Origin of the sequence: Bradyrhizobium sp. SZCCHNRI1029, from assembly GCF_032487555.1 — a bacterium.
Lineage (GTDB): Bacteria > Pseudomonadota > Alphaproteobacteria > Rhizobiales > Xanthobacteraceae > Bradyrhizobium.
On the sequence record NZ_JAUEUK010000014.1, the window covers coordinates 1 to 17,067 of the forward strand.

The 17,067-nt window shown below is 67.2% G+C and carries 16 protein-coding genes; 10 read left to right on the forward strand and 6 right to left on the reverse strand.

Annotation, left to right across the window (positions count from 1 at the left end; translation table 11 throughout):
• Positions 1-446 precede the first annotated feature (446 nt).
• Both QW861_RS29940 and QW861_RS29945 read left to right on the forward strand, forming a co-directional pair.
• Positions 447-1,658, forward strand: a complete 1,212-nt coding sequence (locus QW861_RS29940; RefSeq protein WP_315753885.1) for an APC family permease — start codon at positions 447-449, stop codon at positions 1,656-1,658.
• Between the two features lie 82 nt (positions 1,659-1,740).
• Positions 1,741-3,036: an MgtC/SapB family protein gene (locus tag QW861_RS29945; RefSeq protein ID WP_315753883.1), complete on the forward strand. Its 1,296-nt coding sequence runs from the start codon at positions 1,741-1,743 to the stop codon at positions 3,034-3,036.
• Between the two features lie 20 nt (positions 3,037-3,056).
• Here the strand turns inward: QW861_RS29945 and QW861_RS29950 are convergent, their stop codons facing one another.
• The 5 genes from QW861_RS29950 to QW861_RS29970 form a co-directional block, all read right to left on the reverse strand.
• On the reverse strand, positions 3,057-5,018 hold the full coding sequence (locus tag QW861_RS29950; RefSeq protein WP_315753881.1) for a putative bifunctional diguanylate cyclase/phosphodiesterase: 1,962 nt from the start codon (positions 5,016-5,018) through the stop codon (positions 3,057-3,059).
• A 248-nt stretch (positions 5,019-5,266) separates the two neighbouring features.
• Positions 5,267-5,824 (reverse strand): HNH endonuclease, encoded by a 558-nt coding sequence (locus QW861_RS29955; RefSeq protein ID WP_006610584.1) that lies wholly within the window; start codon positions 5,822-5,824, stop codon positions 5,267-5,269.
• Between the two features lie 220 nt (positions 5,825-6,044).
• A complete protein-coding gene (locus QW861_RS29960; RefSeq protein WP_315826615.1) occupies positions 6,045-7,016 on the reverse strand; it encodes a peptidyl-alpha-hydroxyglycine alpha-amidating lyase family protein in 972 nt (323 codons plus the stop codon).
• A 75-nt stretch (positions 7,017-7,091) separates the two neighbouring features.
• Complete coding sequence (locus tag QW861_RS29965; protein WP_315826616.1) at positions 7,092-8,183, reverse strand: DUF2855 family protein; 1,092 nt, start codon at positions 8,181-8,183, stop codon at positions 7,092-7,094.
• A 109-nt stretch (positions 8,184-8,292) separates the two neighbouring features.
• Positions 8,293-8,946 (reverse strand): DNA-3-methyladenine glycosylase 2 family protein, encoded by a 654-nt coding sequence (locus tag QW861_RS29970; protein WP_316193849.1) that lies wholly within the window; start codon positions 8,944-8,946, stop codon positions 8,293-8,295.
• 93 nt (positions 8,947-9,039) lie between these two features.
• Between QW861_RS29970 and QW861_RS29975 the strand changes: the two genes are divergently transcribed.
• The 3 genes from QW861_RS29975 to QW861_RS29985 all read left to right on the forward strand — a co-directional run bounded on the left by QW861_RS29975 (position 9,040) and on the right by QW861_RS29985 (position 12,488).
• Positions 9,040-9,906 carry a nucleotidyltransferase domain-containing protein gene (locus QW861_RS29975; protein WP_315753873.1) on the forward strand — a complete coding sequence of 289 codons (867 nt, stop codon included), beginning with the start codon at positions 9,040-9,042 and terminating at the stop codon, positions 9,904-9,906.
• Complete coding sequence (gene gluQRS, locus QW861_RS29980; RefSeq protein WP_315718164.1) at positions 9,906-10,775, forward strand: tRNA glutamyl-Q(34) synthetase GluQRS; 870 nt, start codon at positions 9,906-9,908, stop codon at positions 10,773-10,775. The genes QW861_RS29975 and gluQRS overlap by 1 nt, the downstream gene beginning before the upstream one ends.
• Positions 10,776-11,333: 558 nt before the next feature.
• A complete protein-coding gene (locus tag QW861_RS29985) occupies positions 11,334-12,488 on the forward strand; it encodes an ATP-binding protein (RefSeq protein WP_409999241.1) in 1,155 nt (384 codons plus the stop codon).
• Here the strand turns inward: QW861_RS29985 and QW861_RS29990 are convergent.
• Positions 12,415-13,308 carry a YihY/virulence factor BrkB family protein gene (locus QW861_RS29990; RefSeq protein ID WP_315718152.1) on the reverse strand — a complete coding sequence of 298 codons (894 nt, stop codon included), beginning with the start codon at positions 13,306-13,308 and terminating at the stop codon, positions 12,415-12,417. The two genes, QW861_RS29985 and QW861_RS29990, sit on opposite strands and share 74 nt — an antisense overlap.
• Positions 13,309-13,438: 130 nt before the next feature.
• On the opposite strand from QW861_RS29990, the gene QW861_RS29995 reads away from it, so the two are divergent.
• The 5 genes from QW861_RS29995 to QW861_RS30015 all read left to right on the forward strand — a co-directional run bounded on the left by QW861_RS29995 (position 13,439) and on the right by QW861_RS30015 (position 17,056).
• Positions 13,439-13,633, forward strand: a complete 195-nt coding sequence (locus QW861_RS29995; protein ID WP_315718162.1) for a twin transmembrane helix small protein — start codon at positions 13,439-13,441, stop codon at positions 13,631-13,633.
• Positions 13,634-13,678: 45 nt separating this feature from the next.
• Complete coding sequence (locus QW861_RS30000; protein WP_315736202.1) at positions 13,679-14,251, forward strand: cob(I)yrinic acid a,c-diamide adenosyltransferase; 573 nt, start codon at positions 13,679-13,681, stop codon at positions 14,249-14,251.
• 133 nt (positions 14,252-14,384) lie between these two features.
• Complete coding sequence (locus tag QW861_RS30005) at positions 14,385-15,134, forward strand: electron transfer flavoprotein subunit beta/FixA family protein (RefSeq protein WP_315718150.1); 750 nt, start codon at positions 14,385-14,387, stop codon at positions 15,132-15,134.
• On the forward strand, positions 15,134-16,078 hold the full coding sequence (locus QW861_RS30010; protein ID WP_315718148.1) for an electron transfer flavoprotein subunit alpha/FixB family protein: 945 nt from the start codon (positions 15,134-15,136) through the stop codon (positions 16,076-16,078). Before QW861_RS30005 ends, QW861_RS30010 begins: the two co-directional genes overlap by 1 nt.
• Positions 16,079-16,177: 99 nt before the next feature.
• Entirely contained in the window at positions 16,178-17,056 is an 879-nt protein-coding gene (locus QW861_RS30015; protein WP_315718147.1) for a 3-hydroxybutyryl-CoA dehydrogenase, read from the forward strand.
• Positions 17,057-17,067: the final 11 nt, after the last annotated feature.

Below are 17,067 nucleotides of genomic sequence, written 5' to 3' on the forward strand. Positions count from 1 at the left end.
GCGTTGACCGTTTCTTTCGAATGCCCATCGCAACCTCCTCATCGAGTGTTGCGACGACCAATTGAATCCGCCGGTCGCTCCGGCTGAACCTGTGGTTCCTGCCCCGTGCATTTTCTCCGCACGGGGGCCACGGGCCTCGGCCGAGGCTCGGTCTTCCCTGCGCCCTCTCGTTTCGAGAGGAGATCGATCAGCACAGCTCGGGCCCATCGCGCCGCGAGAGCGCGAAGTCATGTCTCGACGCGGCGCATCTCAAGTTGGCCGATGGCCGTGAAGGCGAACGCGCCTCGCGAAGAAGGCCCGGCGGCCGAATGCCGCAGCAGCCGGCCGCGGGCGCGCGCTCCGGATTGACCGGGATCAAGAGCGCTCGCGCTTGCTCCCTTAAGCCCCTACAACTCTGTTGTTCGTTGTGATCAAGAATGGACGTCGTGGTGCCGCAAGATCCAATCGTGCCTCCATCTGGCTTGCGGCGGCGGCTCGGACTGCCGCTGCTGGTCCTCTACGGCACGGGCGTGACCGTCGGGGCCGGCATCTATGTCCTGATCGGCGCGGTCGCCGGTCATGCAGGAGTCCATTCCTCCTGGGCCTTTGCGCTGGCGGCCTTCGTGATGGCGTTCACCGCCGCCTCCTATGCCGAGCTTGCGACCCGCTATCCCGTGAGCGCCGGCGAGGCCGCCTATGTCCGCGCGGCCTTCAAGTCGCGGCTGCTCTCGACGGCGGTCGGCTCGCTGCGACTCGCCACCGGCATCATCGCGGCGGCCGCGGTGACGCTCGGCGGCGCCGGCTACATCCGGCAACTGATCGATCTGCCGACGCCGCTGATCGCGATGGCCATCGTGGTCGCGCTCGGCATCGTGGCGTCCTGGGGCATTCTCGAATCGGTGATGCTCGCCGGACTGCTGACCTTGATCGAGACCGGCGGACTGGTGTGGATCGTCGTCTCGGCCGTTCACTCCGGCGTCGCGTTCGGCCCTGCCTTGCTGACGCCGCCGCCGCTCGATCTCGGCGTTCTTTCCGGCATCACCTTCGCCGGCCTGCTCGCGTTCTTCGCCTTCGTCGGCTTCGAGGACCTCGCCAACGTCGTGGAGGAGGCCAAGAGCCCGCAGCGAAGCATTCCGTGGGCGATGGCGCTCACGCTGCTGATCACCTCCGTGCTGTATGTGCTGATTGCTGCGATCGCGGTGACCGCCGTGGCGCCGGGCATGCTGTCGGCCTCTCCGGCGCCGCTCAGCCTGGTGTTCAATGCCGTCGCAGGCATCAGCCCCGCCACCTTCACCGCGATTGCGATCGTGTCCACGCTCAACACCATTCTCGCTCAGATGACGATGACGGCGCGCGTCGTCTATGGCATGGCGGGGCAGGGCGACCTGCCGCGCATCGCCGGCCGCGTCGATCCGCGCACCGGAACGCCGCTGATCGCAACCGGCCTCGTCATGCTGGCGGTCGCGATCCTCGCGCTGGCCTTCCCGCTGGAGCGGCTGGCGGAAGGCACCTCGCTCGCGACGCTGACGATCTTCGCCATCGTCAATCTGTGCCTGCTCCGTATCCGCATCTGGCGCATCGGATCGGATGCCGCCCATGTGCGGGTGCCGCTATGGGTCCCCGCACTTGGTCTCATCACGTGTATGCTGATGATCGTCAGCGCGTTCGTCGCGGCCTGAGCGGACCGATGGGAAACCTTGCGGCGATGTACCGGGTTGCCCGATGTCCCCCGGCGCAGACCTGGCGGTTTGACGTAGGACCATGTCGATGCCGGATCTCATGAGCCTCAGTCCCGCGATCATCAAGATCGTCGTCGCGCTCGGCATCGGGTTGCTGATCGGCTTGGAGCGCGAGCGCCGCAAGGGCGAAGGGCCCGGGCGCTCGCCCGCGGGCTTGCGAACCTTTGCCGTCGCGTCGCTGGCCGGCGCGGTGAGCATGCTGATCGGCGGCAAGCTGCTGCTGGCCGTCGTCACCGCTGGAATCATGGTCCTCACGGCGATCGCCTATTGGCGTTCGCGCAGCGACGATCCGGGACTGACCTCGGAGGCGGCGCTGATCCTGACCGTCCTGCTCGGCGGCCTCGCCACCGAGCAACCTGCTCTGGCGGCGGGCGTCGCCGTCGTGCTGGCGGTGCTGTTGGCGGCCCGGCCGGTGCTGCACGACTTCGTCCGTTCGGTGCTCAGCGAGAGCGAGCTCAAGGACGGCCTGATCTTTGCCGCGGCCACGCTGGTCGTGCTGCCTCTGCTCCCGGATCAGCCGATCGGTCCGTACGGCGCGCTCAATCTGCGCGGCATCTGGACGCTCGTCGTCCTGATGATGGCGATCGGTGCCGCCGGACATGTCTCGATGCGGCTGCTCGGCGCACGCGGCGGGCTCGCCGTGTCCGGCTTCGCCTCGGGCTTCGTCTCCAGCACGGCCACGATCGGCGCGATGGGCGCACGGGCGCGCAAGGCGCCGGAGCTTGGCGGCGCCGCAGCCGCCGGCGCGGCATTGTCGACGGTCGCGACCATCGCCCAGCTCGCCGCGGTGCTGGCCGTCACCAGCCTCCCGGCGCTGCAGGCGCTGCTGGTCCCGCTGCTCTGCGCCGGCGCGGCGGCGGCGATCTACGGCGCGATCTTCACGATCGTCGGCTTGCGGCAGAGCGGTTCCGCCGACCTGCCGCCCGGACACGCCTTCAGCCTGCCGGGCGCGCTGTTGCTGGCGCTGACGATCTCTGCGGTGCTGGTGCTGTCGGCCGCGTTGCGCGAGGCGTTCGGCGAAGCCGGCCTGGTGGCGAGCGCTGCCGTCGCCGGTCTCGTCGATACCCATGCGCCGGCGGTGGCCGCGGCTGCGCTCGCCGCGTCGGGCAAGATCGGCGCCGCCGATGCCGTGGCTCCGGTGCTCGCGGCGCTGTCGGCGAACACGATCAGCAAGATCGTGGTGGCGTGGACCAGCGGCGGGTCGTCCTTCGCCCTGCGCCTCGTCCCCGGCCTCGTCCTCGTCATCGCAGCCGCCTGGGCCGGCGCCTTCGGACCGAGCCTTGCCCATGGTCTTGCCGATGTGCTGGTCCATCCGTGAGCGCGACGTCCGCGCAGCACCTACGCGCTGCGCGGCAAGCGCTCGACCGCGGCAGCAGCACCGCTGCGATGCTGGACGAGCCACGCGATGGCGTCGTCCTCCTTCATCGGCTTGCCATACAGCCAGCCCTGTCCGTAGGAGCAGCCGAGCATGCGAAGGCACTCGGCGTCCGCCTCGCTCTCGACGCCCTCGGCGATCATGCGGTGGCCGAGCGGCAGCGCCACCGCGGTGATGGCGGCGACGAGCTGCTGATCCCGTCGGTTGCCGGCGATGCCGTGGATGAAGGAGCGGTCGATCTTGATGGTGTCGATCTCGACCGCCATCAGGTTCGCGATCGAGGAATGGCCGACGCCGAAATCGTCGATCGCAAGACCAAAGCCGTATTGGTCGATCAGCTTCAATTCGTCGGCGCAGCGCTTGGGATCGAACATCGCCTCTTCGGTCACCTCGATCTCGATCCGGTGGGGATCGACGCCGTAGCGCTCGGAGACGGTCTTGAGGGTCTGCGCCGGCGAGTGAAGCGGGAATTCCCGCGGCGAGACGTTGATCGATACCCGGATGCCGTGCGCCTTCTTGCGGTCGAGCGCGCGCAGGAACGCGCAGACGCGCTCGCCCACGAACTCCGTGAGCTGGCCGGACAGGCGCAATCGGATCGCCGCGGACACGATGTCCGGCGGCGGGATCAGTCCGGCGCTCGGGTGCTTCCAGCGCAGCAGCGCCTCGAAGCCGATGACCTCCTGCGTGGCCATCGCGACCTGGGGCTGGAATTCGACGTGGAGCTCGCGGCGGGCCAGCGCGGCGGGGAGCTCGGCATCGAGCCGGCGCTGCTGCGTCAGCTCGGACTGCATCTTGGCGTCGAATACGCGCATGCAGGCGCGGCCGTCGTCCTTGGCGCGATAGAGCGCGACGTCGGCGCGGGCGGAGAGCTCTTCCAGATCGATCGGGCCTTCCGCATGCGCCGCGATGCCGATCGAGCAGCTCACGGGCAGCACCTGGCCCGCGATCGCGAGCGGCTGCGCGAGGGCGGCCATCAGCCATTCGGCGAGTGCGACGGACCGGCTCGCCACGTCGTCGCCCTGCATGACGACGACGAACTCGTCGCCGCCCAGGCGGACCGGCAGATCGTCGCCGCGGCAGGCGGATTGCAGCAGCGCGGCGATGGCCTGAATGACCCGGTCGCCGGCATCGTGGCCGCGCGCGTCGTTGATGGTCTTGAAGTTGTCGACGTCGATCAGGAGGAATGCGACCCCGCGTCCGGAACGGCACGCCGCGGCGGCCACGGTGCGGAAATGGCTGCGATTGGCGAGCCCGGTGAGCGAGTCCGTGCGAACCAGACGCTCCAAAGCGTGGTTGGCCTCGGCGACGGATTCCGCCAGCACGGTCGCCTCGATGGCGGTCTTCTGGCTCGCGATGAAGTTGCGCTCGCCGAGCCGCGCTGCGCGGAACAGCATGAAGGTCAGGAAGGCGACGTCGACCGCGACGATGTAGTCGACGTCGCTGCCCGAGATCAGCATCCGCAGCACGGTCGCGCCCATCAGCGGCGCGCCGAACGCGATCGCCATCCTCGAATAGGCGAGACTCTGGATGATGGCTCCGGTGGTGGTGCCGGCCATGATGAAGACGACGTCGTTGACGTTGTGCGCGTGGGAGAAGGCCGGCAGCGCGATCGGGACGATCGCCCACAGCACGCCGCTGGCGAAAGCCATGATGGTGAGATTGCGCAGCACGCGCTGTGGATCGCGCTCGATCCGTCCGGACGATTTCAGGTACGACACCCATCCGGCGCGGAACGCGGCGAAGACGATGGCTGCGCCCAGCCACCAGAAGATGAGGGTGCCGCCCTCCCTGAGATACAGCAGCAGCGCCAGCGACGTTGCGATCGCCACATTGGCGAACATCGTGAGGGAAATGTTCTGCAGCGAGCTGGCTGCCTGGGCTTTCGCGAGCGCCGCCGCTTTGCACTCGGTGGTTGCGGTCTGCATGCGCGGAACGGACGGCCCTGCTGGATCGGTGACGGAAGCGGGCAGCCATGGCGGCGGCCCATGCGGCAACGCGCGAGCATGCTGAACAGGGACCTAAAGTGGAGTTAATCCAGTCCGATATATGGCCGGACGGCCGGGCCATTCGGCCTGCGGATCTGGCGGCCGAGCGTTCGCAGACGCCAGCGAGAGCAGCATGTCGCCGCCGCCGGGGCGATGTCCAGCATCAACACCGACAACGGGCCGATCCGCTACGGATCGAGCTCGGTGTCCCAATAGAGATAGTCGAGCCAGCTGTCGTGCAGGTAGTTCGGCGGGAACAGCCGGCCGTTGCGATGGAGCTGGTGGACGGTTGGCGCATAGGGCGCCTGCTTGGGGAACATCTTGGCCTGCTGTGGCGTCAGATTGCCCTTCTTCAGATTGCAGGGCGAGCAGGCGGCGACGACGTTCTCCCAGGTGGTCTGGCCACCCTTGCTGCGGGGGATGACGTGATCGAAGGTCAGGTCGTCGCCGGAGTGGCAGTACTGGCAGGCGAAACGGTCGCGGAGGAAGACGTTGAAGCGGGTGAAGGCCGGATGCGTCGACGGCTTTACGAAGGATTTCAGCGAAACCACGCTGGGCAGCTGGATTTCGAAGGACGGACTTCGGATCGCGCGGTCGTAGTATTCGACAATGTTGACGCGATCGAGAAACACTGCCTTGATCGCGTCTTGCCACGACCAGAGAGACAGCGGGTAGTAACTCAGCGGCCGGAAGTCCGCGTTCAGCACCAACACCGGCCAACCGCCTTGCGAGACATGTGCGTTCAAGTAACGCTCCTGGCCTCCATAACGGCTGCGAAGCAGCATGCCCTGACATACTACATGCAGCGTGACGGGATTGTGAAGCCCCAAGAATGGCTTGACATGGCTTCTCCCGCCTTTGGAGCTGCCGTCCAAAGCGCGTCAGAACCGTGGCAGAGCGCCCGATCCGCCGCACTGCAAATCAGTTGCATGTCTTCCGGCACGACGACCAGCAGGACGACCAAGGTCAGCCCGGGACCCGCTCCAGCTTCTGCAGGCAGCGGTGGATCCTGACCTCGTCCGGCATCGGCCGGTCCGGGAAGCTCGTGCTCCAGTTGGTGACGCCGACCTCGCCGACATAGATGTCGCCGCGGCTGTCGATGGCGAGGCCGTGCGGGGCCAGGAAGCGGCCGGTTTCCAGGCCCGGACCGTGCTCGCCGCCGAGCCGGGCGATGCGCCGGCCGGTGGCGTCGGTGATGGTCAGCCGCGGTCCGAGATTGGGAACGTTGAGGTTGACCGGCATGCCGGGGCCGAGCTCGCCGATGATGAAGGTCTTGCGCCCCGCGCCGCAGGCGCACAGCGCGCAGGGCCGATGCAGATTGTTCCACTGCGTCTCGTAGCGGCCGTCGCCGTCGAAGATCTGGATGCGGTGGTTCTCGCGATCGGCGACATAGACAAAACCGTCGGCATCGGTCGCGATGTTGTGAACGATGTTGAACTGGCCGGGATCGGAGCCGGGCTCGCCCCAGCTGCGGATCAGCCGGCCGTCGGGTGTGTATTTGTGGACCCGCGCATTACCGTAGCCGTCGGAAACGTAGATCTCGCCCGAGGGCGACAGCGCGGTGTGGGTGCAGCGGTTGAACGGCTCGCCGCTCATGAACGGCGCCGGACGCTCCGGCAGGCCGATGGTCAGCAGCACCTTGCCGTCATCCGTGCATTTGCGCACGGTGTGGTCGCCATCGTCGGTGCAGTAGAGATTGTCCTCGCTGTCGATCGACAAGCCGTGGGCGCGGCTGAACAGGCCCTCGCCCCAGCTCTTGATGAAATTGCCGTCGCGGTCGAACACGATCATCGGATGGGCGCCGCGATTGAAGGCGTAGACGCGATCCTTGCTGTCAACGGCAACCGAGGCGACGTCGGTGAGCGCCCAGCCCTCGGGCAGCTTGGCCCAGTCCTTGACGACGCGATAGCTGTAATTGCCCGTTCCGAGAATGGACATCGCCTCGCCTCCCTGCCTCTGCGCAACCTCAGTCCGGGCAACGCTACACGGGTTTGGTCGCGGGTGAAAACCTGCTTACGTCGCCATCGTCAGCATGTGGCCCTCATGCGGCGGAATATGACCTTGCAAGGTGTCGAGATAGACGCGCTGTACGGCCTCCGGTCCGCGTCCTTCCGTGATCGTGAGCCAGCCGTCGAGCCGCGGGGCGAAGTCCCGCCACGCCGCGCCGAGCCGGCTTTCGATGCCGCCGGGTCCCCATTCCCTGGCACGCTTCCTGATCTGGTCGGGCGCGAAGAACCAGGTGGGCGGGGCACCGGGAAGCATCTCTGCATCATCGCTGCCGTCCTGATGCGTCAGCCCGACGCGGCCGGAATAGACGAGGTTGTCGCCGTAGTGCCGATGCAGCGCGGCGCGGAGGCTGGCGTTGCCGGCCATGTCGACGAACGCCGCGCGCGACCTCGCGTCGAGCCCGTCGACCGCGTCGTAGGTCACGACCGCGTCGTAGCAGCCGAGCGAGCGGACGAAGGCCGCATTCGATGGCGAGGTCAGCCCGATCACGCGGATGCCCTTGCGCCGCGTATGCAGGAGGTGGGCGAGACCGAACGCGGTCTTGCTCGAGGCCGAGGACAGGATGACGGTTGTGGCGCCGAAATGAGCCTGTTCGGCGAGAAAGTCGTCGACCAGGAACGACAGCATGAACAGCGGGCGCAGCAGCGCCTGATCATCGCCTTGCCGTCCGGCAAAGGCGGGATCGTCGCCCACCCGCGCATAGGCGTTGTAGACCGGCGCGACGCCCTGGCGGTGCGCGGCCGCGTCGCGCAGGCCGCGCTTGCCGACGTCGGCGGCCTCGATGACGAGATGCGTCGCCATCGGGAAGTAGCCGAACAGGCGCTCGCCTTGCGCGACGGCAGGATGGCGGGACGCGATCACGTCGCCGAAGCCCCACACGGGAATGATGCCGAAGCCGTCGGGCGCGGGAAACAGTTGCCAATATTTCAACTGCTCGCCGAGCAGCGCGTAGGTGATGTTGTTGGCGGTGAAGGCGAAGCGGTCGACCTTCACCAGCAGCGCCTCGGCAGGAAGCGCGTCGCCATCGGGAAGCTCGGTGACGATCGTCTTGCACTGCTGCAGATCGCCGCGTGCGACGATGAAATCGGACGATTGCATGATGAAGACCTCGGCCGTTCGTTTGCTGTGCGTCGTGGCGCGATCCTGGCCGACATCGATGACCGTTTTGCAACCCCAACTTTGTTTGAAACGCCGTTCACCGGAGTTGTTAGTTCGCCGGCGTGATCACGCCCTCGCGCTTCTTGACGACGCGGTAATAGCTCCACCACAGGTGCGCCGCCGCACCGCGCAGCGGGCGCCACGCTTCGGCCAGCGGCATCATCTGCTTGGCCGTAGGCCGCGTCGCAAGCCCGAGCCCGACCTTGACCGCCTCCTGCACGGCGAGGTCGCCGGACGGCCAGGCGTCGCCATGGCCGAGGCAGAACAGCAGGTAGACGTCGGCGGTCCACGGTCCGATGCCGGGCAGGGCGGTCAGGGTGGCGTGCGCGGCGTCGGCGTCCTCATTGGCGAGCACGTCGAGGTTCAGCCGCCCGGCGCCGAGCTCGCGCGCGATGTGCTTCAGCGTCTTGATCTTGGCGGCAGAGAGGCCGAGCCGCCCCAGCCGGTCGGCGCGGGCGCGGCGGACGGCGTCGGCATCGAACGGATCGAATGCCGCCTGCAGCCGGCCCCAGATCGCGGCCGCGCTCGCGGTCGAGAGCTGCTGGCCGCAGACGATGTGGGCGATCCCGGCGAAGCCCGGCTCACGCCTCCGGAGCGCCGGCATGCCGGTCGCTTCGAGGACGGGCGCCAGCCGCGCGTCCTGCTTCACCAGGTCGCGGATCGCGTCCTCGAGAACGGCTTGGCTGTCGAGGTGAAGGGTCATGGCGTCGCCGAACGCAAGGCTGGGCCATGTCGCGCCGGGTGGACGGCAGGAAGGCCCAGGGCTAAGGCAGCGTCAGTCACGGCTGGAACTCTCATGAGCTTGCGTAGCATCCCCTCCGACATGGCCCGCCACAAGGTCGCCGGGATCGACTCCCTGCTGGATCGCGTCGTTGCCGAGCACGGCGTGTTTCTGCCGCTCGCCATCGAGAGCGGCAGCCGCGCCTGGGGCTTTGCCTCGCCCGACAGCGACTATGATTGCCGGTTCGTCTATGTGCGGCGCGCCGCCGATCATATCAAGCCATGGCCGGTGCGCGACGTCATCGAGTTTCCGCTCGAAGATGATTACGACGCCAACGGCTGGGACCTGGCCAAGGCGGTACAGCTGCTGCTGAAGGGCAATGCGGTCATCATCGAATGGCTGCGGTCGCCGGTGGTGTATCGTGGCTCCGCTTGGTTTCGTGATGACTTTCTCGCCTTCGCCAGGAGCGTGGCGAGCCGCGATGCCGTGGCGCGGCACTATCTGCATCTCGGTGAACGGCAACGCCGCGCGTATTTCGGCGACGGCACGGAGGTTGCGCAGAAGAAGATCTTCTACGCGCTGCGGCCAGCCGCGACGCTGCGCTGGCTGCGCCTGCACCCAAGGGAAGCGGTGGCGCCGATGCATTTTCCGACCTTGATGGCGGAGTGCGATCCGCCCGCGGCCTTGCAGGCGGAGGTGGCCGAGCTGATGCAGCGGAAAGCCTCGACCCGCGAGCTCGGCATCGCACCGCTGCCGCCCGTGGTGGCCGCGTTCGTCGATGCCGAGTTCGAGCTGGCCCGGTCGGCCTTCAGCGAATGCCGCAGCAGTACGGCCGAGATGATGCAGCAGGCAGAGCACTTCTATCGGACCGTGGTCGAGCGTCTGGAACGCGAAACGCAGGCAGGAGAGGCGCAGGGCTCTGTGGCGTCGAACTCATCATGATGCCACCCGTTTTCCGATTTGCCCCCAGCCCCAACGGCTATCTGCATCTCGGCCACGCTTTTTCGGCGCTGTTGAACTTCCAATGCGCGCAGCGGAGCGGCGGCCGCTTGCTGCTGCGCATCGAGGACATCGATCCGACCCGCTGCCGCCCCGAGTTCGAGCAGGCGATCTATGAGGACCTCGCCTGGCTCGGCATCGCCTGGGAGCAGCCGGTGCGGCGGCAATCGGAGCACCTTGCCGAGTACCGCGCTGCGCTGGACCGGCTGCGGGGCATGGGGCTGGTCTATCCGAGCTTCGAGAGCCGGGCCGAGGCCGCGCGGATGGTCGCGCAACGGGATGCAGAGGGGGCTTGGCCGCGCGATCCGGATGGCGCGCCGCTCTATCCGGGGACGGCGACCTCGCTCTCCGAGGCGCGCCGTGCGGCACTGATGGCCAGCGGCGCGCCCTATGCCTTGCGGCTCGACATGGCCGCCGCGGTCGCGCGCGCCGGCCGGCCGGCCTGGGACGAGCATGGCGCCGGGCCTTCGGGCGAGAGTGGCAGGGTCGCAGCAAGGCCGGAGGCCTGGGGGGATGTGGTTCTGGCGCGCAAGGAGACGCCGACCAGTTATCACCTCTCCGTCGTGCTCGACGATGCCCTGCAGGGGGTGACCGAGGTGGTGCGTGGGCAGGACCTGTTTCATGCCACCAGCGTGCACCGGCTGCTGCAGGTCCTGCTCGGCCTGCCGGCTCCGGCCTATCGGCATCACCAACTGATTCGCGACGCGCAGGGCCACAAGCTGTCCAAGTCCTCCCGGGCGACGGGATTGCGCGCCTTGCGTGCGGAAGGCGTCTCGCCGGCGGAAATCCGACACAGGATCGGCATGGTCTAGCCGCGTCCTGCCGCAAGCCCCGATGTCTCCCCACGTTTCCGGCGGGGACAACCTCCGGGGCATCGTGACACCCGGAAACGACCGTGCCATGCTGCTCAATGGCGCGGGTAATCGGGAGCTTCAATCGAAAGCGGCACGACGAGACATGACAGTACAAGTGCCCCTTCGTTTTTCGGAGTTCATGTCACAGGGGCCATGATGAAGCGCGTTCGGAAGATGAGTACGGGGCGTCGGGCCCGACCGGCCAAGCCGGCTGCGCCCAGGTCCGCCGGCGCGTCCAGAGCGCCCGCGGAAAAGGCGCCCTCCAGGACGACATCCCCGAGGATGCCGTCGTCCGCAGCACAAGCGCCGAAGACACAAACGCAGAAGACCAGGGCCGCGAAGGCGGCGCCGGCCAAGGAGCGCACCAAGGCGCGACCGCTCAAGAAGCACGTTCCTCAGGTCACGGCGATGGCGGGGAGCCGGCGAAGCGCGGCCAAGTCCGGAGTGAGGAAGCCCGAGACCGCGAAGTCCGTGCCCAAGGCTGCCGCTGGATCACCAGGAGTCGTCGAAGCCGCGCTGGCGGTGTTCGCCCATGAAGTGCGCACGCCCCTGACTGGCATTCTCGCCATCAGCGACCTGCTCGCCACCTCCGAGCTTGGCGAGCGCGAGCGGCGCTGGGTCGATACGATCAAGGCCGGCGCGGAGCATCTGTCGAGCCTCGCCACCCTGTTCGTCGATGCCGCCAAGGACGAGACCACCGGCGCGCTGCCGCGTGAGGATCTGTTCGATCTGCGCGTGCTGGCGCGGGCCGCCGGAGACTCGCTGTCGGGCCGCGCCGCCGCCAAGGGGCTGGATGTCAAGGTCCACGTTTCCGACGACTTGCCGGGACTTGTGATCGGCGACCCCGTGCGGCTGCGCGCTGCGCTCGAGAACCTGATCGACAATGCGGTGAAGTTCACCGAGCAGGGGGGCGTGGCGCTGGAGGTCGTTCCGGCACGCCGCGGCGGTCGCGGCAAGCCGAGCAGGGGCGCAGGCCGAGGCGCGGGCAGGGGCAGCGCCGCGATCGCCTTCCACGTCTCGGATTCGGGCATCGGCCTGACCCTGAAGGAGATCAAGCGGCTGTTCCGGCCGTTCAGCCAAGCCAATGTTTCGATTGCCTCGCGCTTCGGCGGGGCCGGACTCGGACTGTCCTCGGTCCGGCAACTGGCGCGCGCCATGGGCGGCGATGTCGCAGTGGCGCCGCATGAAGGCGGCGGCACGACCTTCACCCTGACGGTGACGCTGACCGTTGCGGCCACACCGCACGCCACCGCCGGCGGATCGGAAGATGGTGTCGCCCTCGCGCCGACGCGGCCCCTGCGGATCCTCGGGGTGGAGGACAATCCGTTCGGCCGCGTGGTGCTCAACACCATCCTCAATGAACTCGGCCACCAGGCCGAGTTCATCGGCCGCGGCGAGGCGGCGCCGGAGCGGATCGCGGCCGGCAATTACGATGCGGTGCTGATGGACATGGTGCTGCCCGGCATCAACGGCGTCGAGGCGATTGCTCGCATTCGCAAGCTGGACGCGCCCCACGGGACTATCCCGATCATCGGCGTGTCCGGACGCGGCGAGGACGAGGCGGCCTCGCGGGCTGCCGGCGCGGACGCGTTCCTGCTCAAGCCCGTTTCGCCGCGGGCTCTAGCGACTGCGCTTCTTGGAGCGACACGCCGCGCGGCAGCCGCGACTTGATGATCGAAGCGTTCAATTCGCCGCCATACACGAAGATCGCGGCGATGAAATACAGGAACACCAGTGCGATGATCACCGATGCGAGCCCCGCATACATCGTGACGTAGTTGTTGGCGAAGCGCGCCAGGTACTGGCCGAACACGATCCCTGACACCAGCGAGGCGATGAAGGTGAAGACGATGCCGGGCAGGATCTGCATGAAGCTGCGCCGCCCCGCCGGCAGCCAGGCGTGCAGGATGAACAGCGCGACGACCAGCGCGCTGATGGTGATGCCGTAGCGCGTCAGGTTGACGAAGCGCTCGTTGGCTTCGACCGCCAGCGGCAAATAGCGCCGGGCGGTGGCGAGCATCAGCGGGCCGAGCACGATCAGGAACGACATCGCCAGCGCCGTGAACGCGGCGACCAGGGTATAGCCGATCGATTCCAGCCGCAGCCAGTACCAGCGGCGCTGCTCGATCACGCCGTAGGCGCGGTTGAGCGCGACCCGCAGCGCCTCGACGCCGTTCGAGGCGAAGTAGACCGCGAGCACGGCGCCGATGGTCAGCGCATCGGTCCGGGTCGTGGTCAGCACGTCGTGGATCTCGCCGGTCAGCGCATCCGCCACCTGCGCCGGCCAAGTCTCGAGCATCAAGGTGGCGGCCTGGTCGGCCAGGTCCTTGGAGCCGAGAAAGCCGGCGAGCGAGGTCAGGACGATCAGGAAGGGAAACAGCGCCATCAGGGTCGACAGCGCGATATGGCTGGCGATCGCCCAGCCGTCGTCGGCGAGGAAGGTGTAGAACGCGTCCATGACGACGTGGAAGATGTAGCGAAGCGCCTTCACCTGTCCCTGCACTCCGCGAAAGAACGTGATTTGTACAATCCGATATTACGGGTCCAAAAGCCAGAAGTTGCAGCGCCGGCTGCGCGGATCCGCCATGGCGCTCTTGCGTTTGCGGTGTTATCTAGCACCGATGGCTTCACTTCTTGGTAAATTCATCCTTCCCATCGCCGTTGGCGCGGTCGCCCTGGTGCTGTTTCTCGGCCTCGTCAACATGACGCGCGGCGGCTCGCCGAACCTGTCGCAGAAGCTGATGCGCTGGCGGGTGATCCTGCAGTTCGTCGCGATCGTTGTTGCCATGGCGGCGATCTGGGCGATGGGGCGCTGAGACCGAGACGCCGAGGCGTCGAGAAACGGACGTTGAGAACGCAGCATGGTGGTCCTGAATCGCATCTACACACGGACCGGTGACGACGGTACGACCGCGCTCGGCAATGGCGAGCGGCGCCCCAAGTACGATCTGCGCGTCTCCGCCTATGGAACCGTTGACGAGACCAACGCTGCGATCGGTGTGGTCCGGCTGCATCTGGCCGATGCGCCCGAGATCGATGCGATGCTCGGCCTGATCCAGAACGATCTGTTCGACCTCGGCGCCGATCTCGCCGTGCCGCAGCGCGAGGGCAAGGCGGAGCGGCTGCGCGTCGTCGCGAGCCAGGTCGACCGCCTGGAGCGCGACATCGATACGCTGAACGAGCGGCTCTCGCCGCTGACGTCGTTCGTGCTGCCCGGAGGGACTGCGGCGGCGGCGCATCTGCATGTGGCGCGTACCATTTGCCGCAGGGCGGAACGGATCATGACGGAACTCGCCGGCAAGCCTGACGAGCCGGTCAGCGAGGCCGCTATTCGTTATATGAACCGGTTGTCGGATTTCCTGTTCGTGGCCAGCCGGGCGGCAAACCGGAACGGCGCCGGCGACGTGTTGTGGGTGCCGGGCCAAAACCGTTAACCCGCAAAACCGTTAACGCGGGGGCGTGCGGGCCTGCGTTTTTTCCCCCTCGCGCGTTGACCGGGGGGTACGGGGGCTTTAGGTTCCGCGCCCGAAAGGTCAACCCCGGACAATTTAGAGCGAAAGAGGATCGATGAAGGTTCTGGTGCCGGTCAAGCGGGTGGTCGATTACAACGTCAAGGTCCGCGTCAAGAGCGACGGATCGGGCGTTGAGCTCGCCAACGTCAAGATGTCGATGAATCCGTTCGACGAGATCGCCGTCGAGGAAGCGCTGCGGCTGAAGGAAGCCGGCAAGGCGACCGAGGTGGTGGTGGTCTCGATCGGGCCCGCGCAGGCGTCCGAGACGATCCGCACCGCGCTCGCGATGGGCGCCGACCGCGGCATCCTGGTCAAGGCCGAAGGCAACGTGGAACCGCTGGCGGTCGCGAAGATCCTCAAAGCCGTGGCGCAGGACGAGCAGCCGGGTCTGATCATCCTCGGCAAGCAGGCGATCGACGACGATTCCAACCAGACCGGCCAGATGCTGGCCGCGCTGCTGGGCTGGGCGCAGGCGACCTTCGCCTCCAAGCTCGAGGTCGAGGGCTCCGATTTCAAGGTCACCCGCGAGGTCGACGGCGGCCTGCAGACCGTGAAGCTCAAGGGGCCGGCGATCGTCACCACCGACCTGCGTCTCAATGAGCCGCGCTACGCGTCGCTGCCGAACATCATGAAGGCGAAGAAGAAGCCGATCGCCGAGAAGACCGCCGCCGACACCGGCGTCGATCTCACGCCGCGGCTCGAAGTGCTCAAGACCACCGAGCCGGCGGGCCGCAAGGCCGGCGTCAAGGTCAAGGACGTCGCCGAGCTCGTCAACAAACTCAAGACCGAGGCGGGGGTGCTCTGATGGCCACGCTGCTGATTGCCGAACACGACAATGCATCCATCAAGGACGCGACCAACAAGGCGCTGACGGCGGCGACAGCCCTCGGCGCCGATGTCGACGTGCTGGTCGCGGGCCAGGGCGCCAAGGCTGCGGCCGAAGCCGCCGCCAAGCTCGCAGGTGTCAAGAAGGTGCTGCTCGCCGATGATGCGGCCTACGCGCATGATCTCGCCGAGCCGCTCGCCGACCTCGTCGTCAAGCTCGCCGCGAACTACGACGCGATCGTCGCGCCCGCGACCTCGCGCTTCAAGAACGTGATGCCGCGCATCGCCGCTTTGCTCGACGTGATGCAGGTGTCGGAGATCATCAAGGTCGTCGCGCCCGACACGTTCGAGCGGCCGATCTATGCCGGCAACGCGATCCAGACCGTGAAGTCGAAGGATGCCAAGAAGGTCATCACCGTGCGCACCTCGACCTTCGCCGCCGCAGGCGAGGGCGGCAGCGCGTCGGTCGAGACCGTGGCGGCGGCCGGCGATCCGGCGCTGTCGACCTTCGTCGGCGAGGAGGTCGCCAAGAGCGACCGTCCCGAGCTGACGTCGGCCAAGATCATCGTCTCCGGCGGCCGCGCGATGCAGAGCCGCGAGAACTTCGCGAAGTACATCGAGCCGCTCGCCGACAAGCTCGGCGCCGGCGTCGGCGCCTCGCGCGCCGCGGTCGATGCCGGCTACGCGCCGAACGACTGGCAGGTCGGTCAGACCGGCAAGGTCGTGGCGCCGGAGCTGTATGTGGCGGTCGGCATTTCAGGCGCCATTCAGCATCTGGCCGGCATGAAGGACTCCAAGGTGATCGTCGCGATCAACAAGGACGAGGACGCGCCGATCTTCCAGGTGGCCGATTACGGTTTGGTGGCCGATCTCTACCAGGCGGTTCCCGAGCTGACCGAGGCGCTCGGCAAGCTCGGCAAGTAACGCTCAAGACACCGGCCGCGTGGGACCGCGGCGGCCGGTGTTCTCACTTCCAAGGGCATGGGCGGGCGCAGCAGGCGTGCCGTTCGGGTGGATGACAACATGGCTCAGATCAACAAGCTCGGAGTGATCGGCGCAGGACAGATGGGCAACGGCATCGCGCACGTTGCCGCGCTGGCCGGGCTCGACGTGGTGCTCAACGACGTCACTGCCGACCGGTTGAAATCGGGCATGGCGACCATCAACGGCAATCTGACCCGCCAGGTCGCGAAGAAGGTGATCTCCGAGGACGCCCGCAACCAGGCGCTCGGCCATATCTCGATCAGCGAAACCCTCGATGGCCTCGCCGATTGCGATCTCGTCATCGAGACCGCGATCGAGAAGGAGGACGTCAAGCGCAAGATCTTCCACGATCTCTGCGCGGTGCTGAAGCCGGAGGCGATCATCGCCTCCAACACCTCGTCGATCTCGATCACCCGGCTCGCCGCCTGCACCGATCGCCCCGAGCGCTTCATCGGCATTCATTTCATGAACCCGGTTCCGCTGATGGAGCTGGTCGAGCTGATCCGCGGCATCGCCACCGACGACGCCACCTTCGAGGCGGCCAAGGAGTTCGTCGGCCGGCTCGGCAAGCAGGTCGCCGTCTCCGAGGACTTCCCGGCCTTCATCGTCAACCGCGTGCTGCTGCCGATGATCAACGAGGCGATCTACACGCTCTATGAGGGCGTCGGCAATGTCGAGGCGATCGATGCGGCGATGAAGCTCGGCGCGCATCACCCGATGGGGCCGCTCGAGCTGGCCGATTTCATCGGTCTGGATACCTGTCTGTCCATCATGCAGGTGCTGCATGAGGGGCTGGCGGATTCCAAATACCGGCCGTGCCCGCTGCTGGTGAAATATGTCGAGGCCGGCTGGCTCGGCCGCAAGACGCAGCGCGGCTTCTACGACTATCGCGGCCCGAAGCCGGTGCCGACCCGCTGATTTTACCGCCG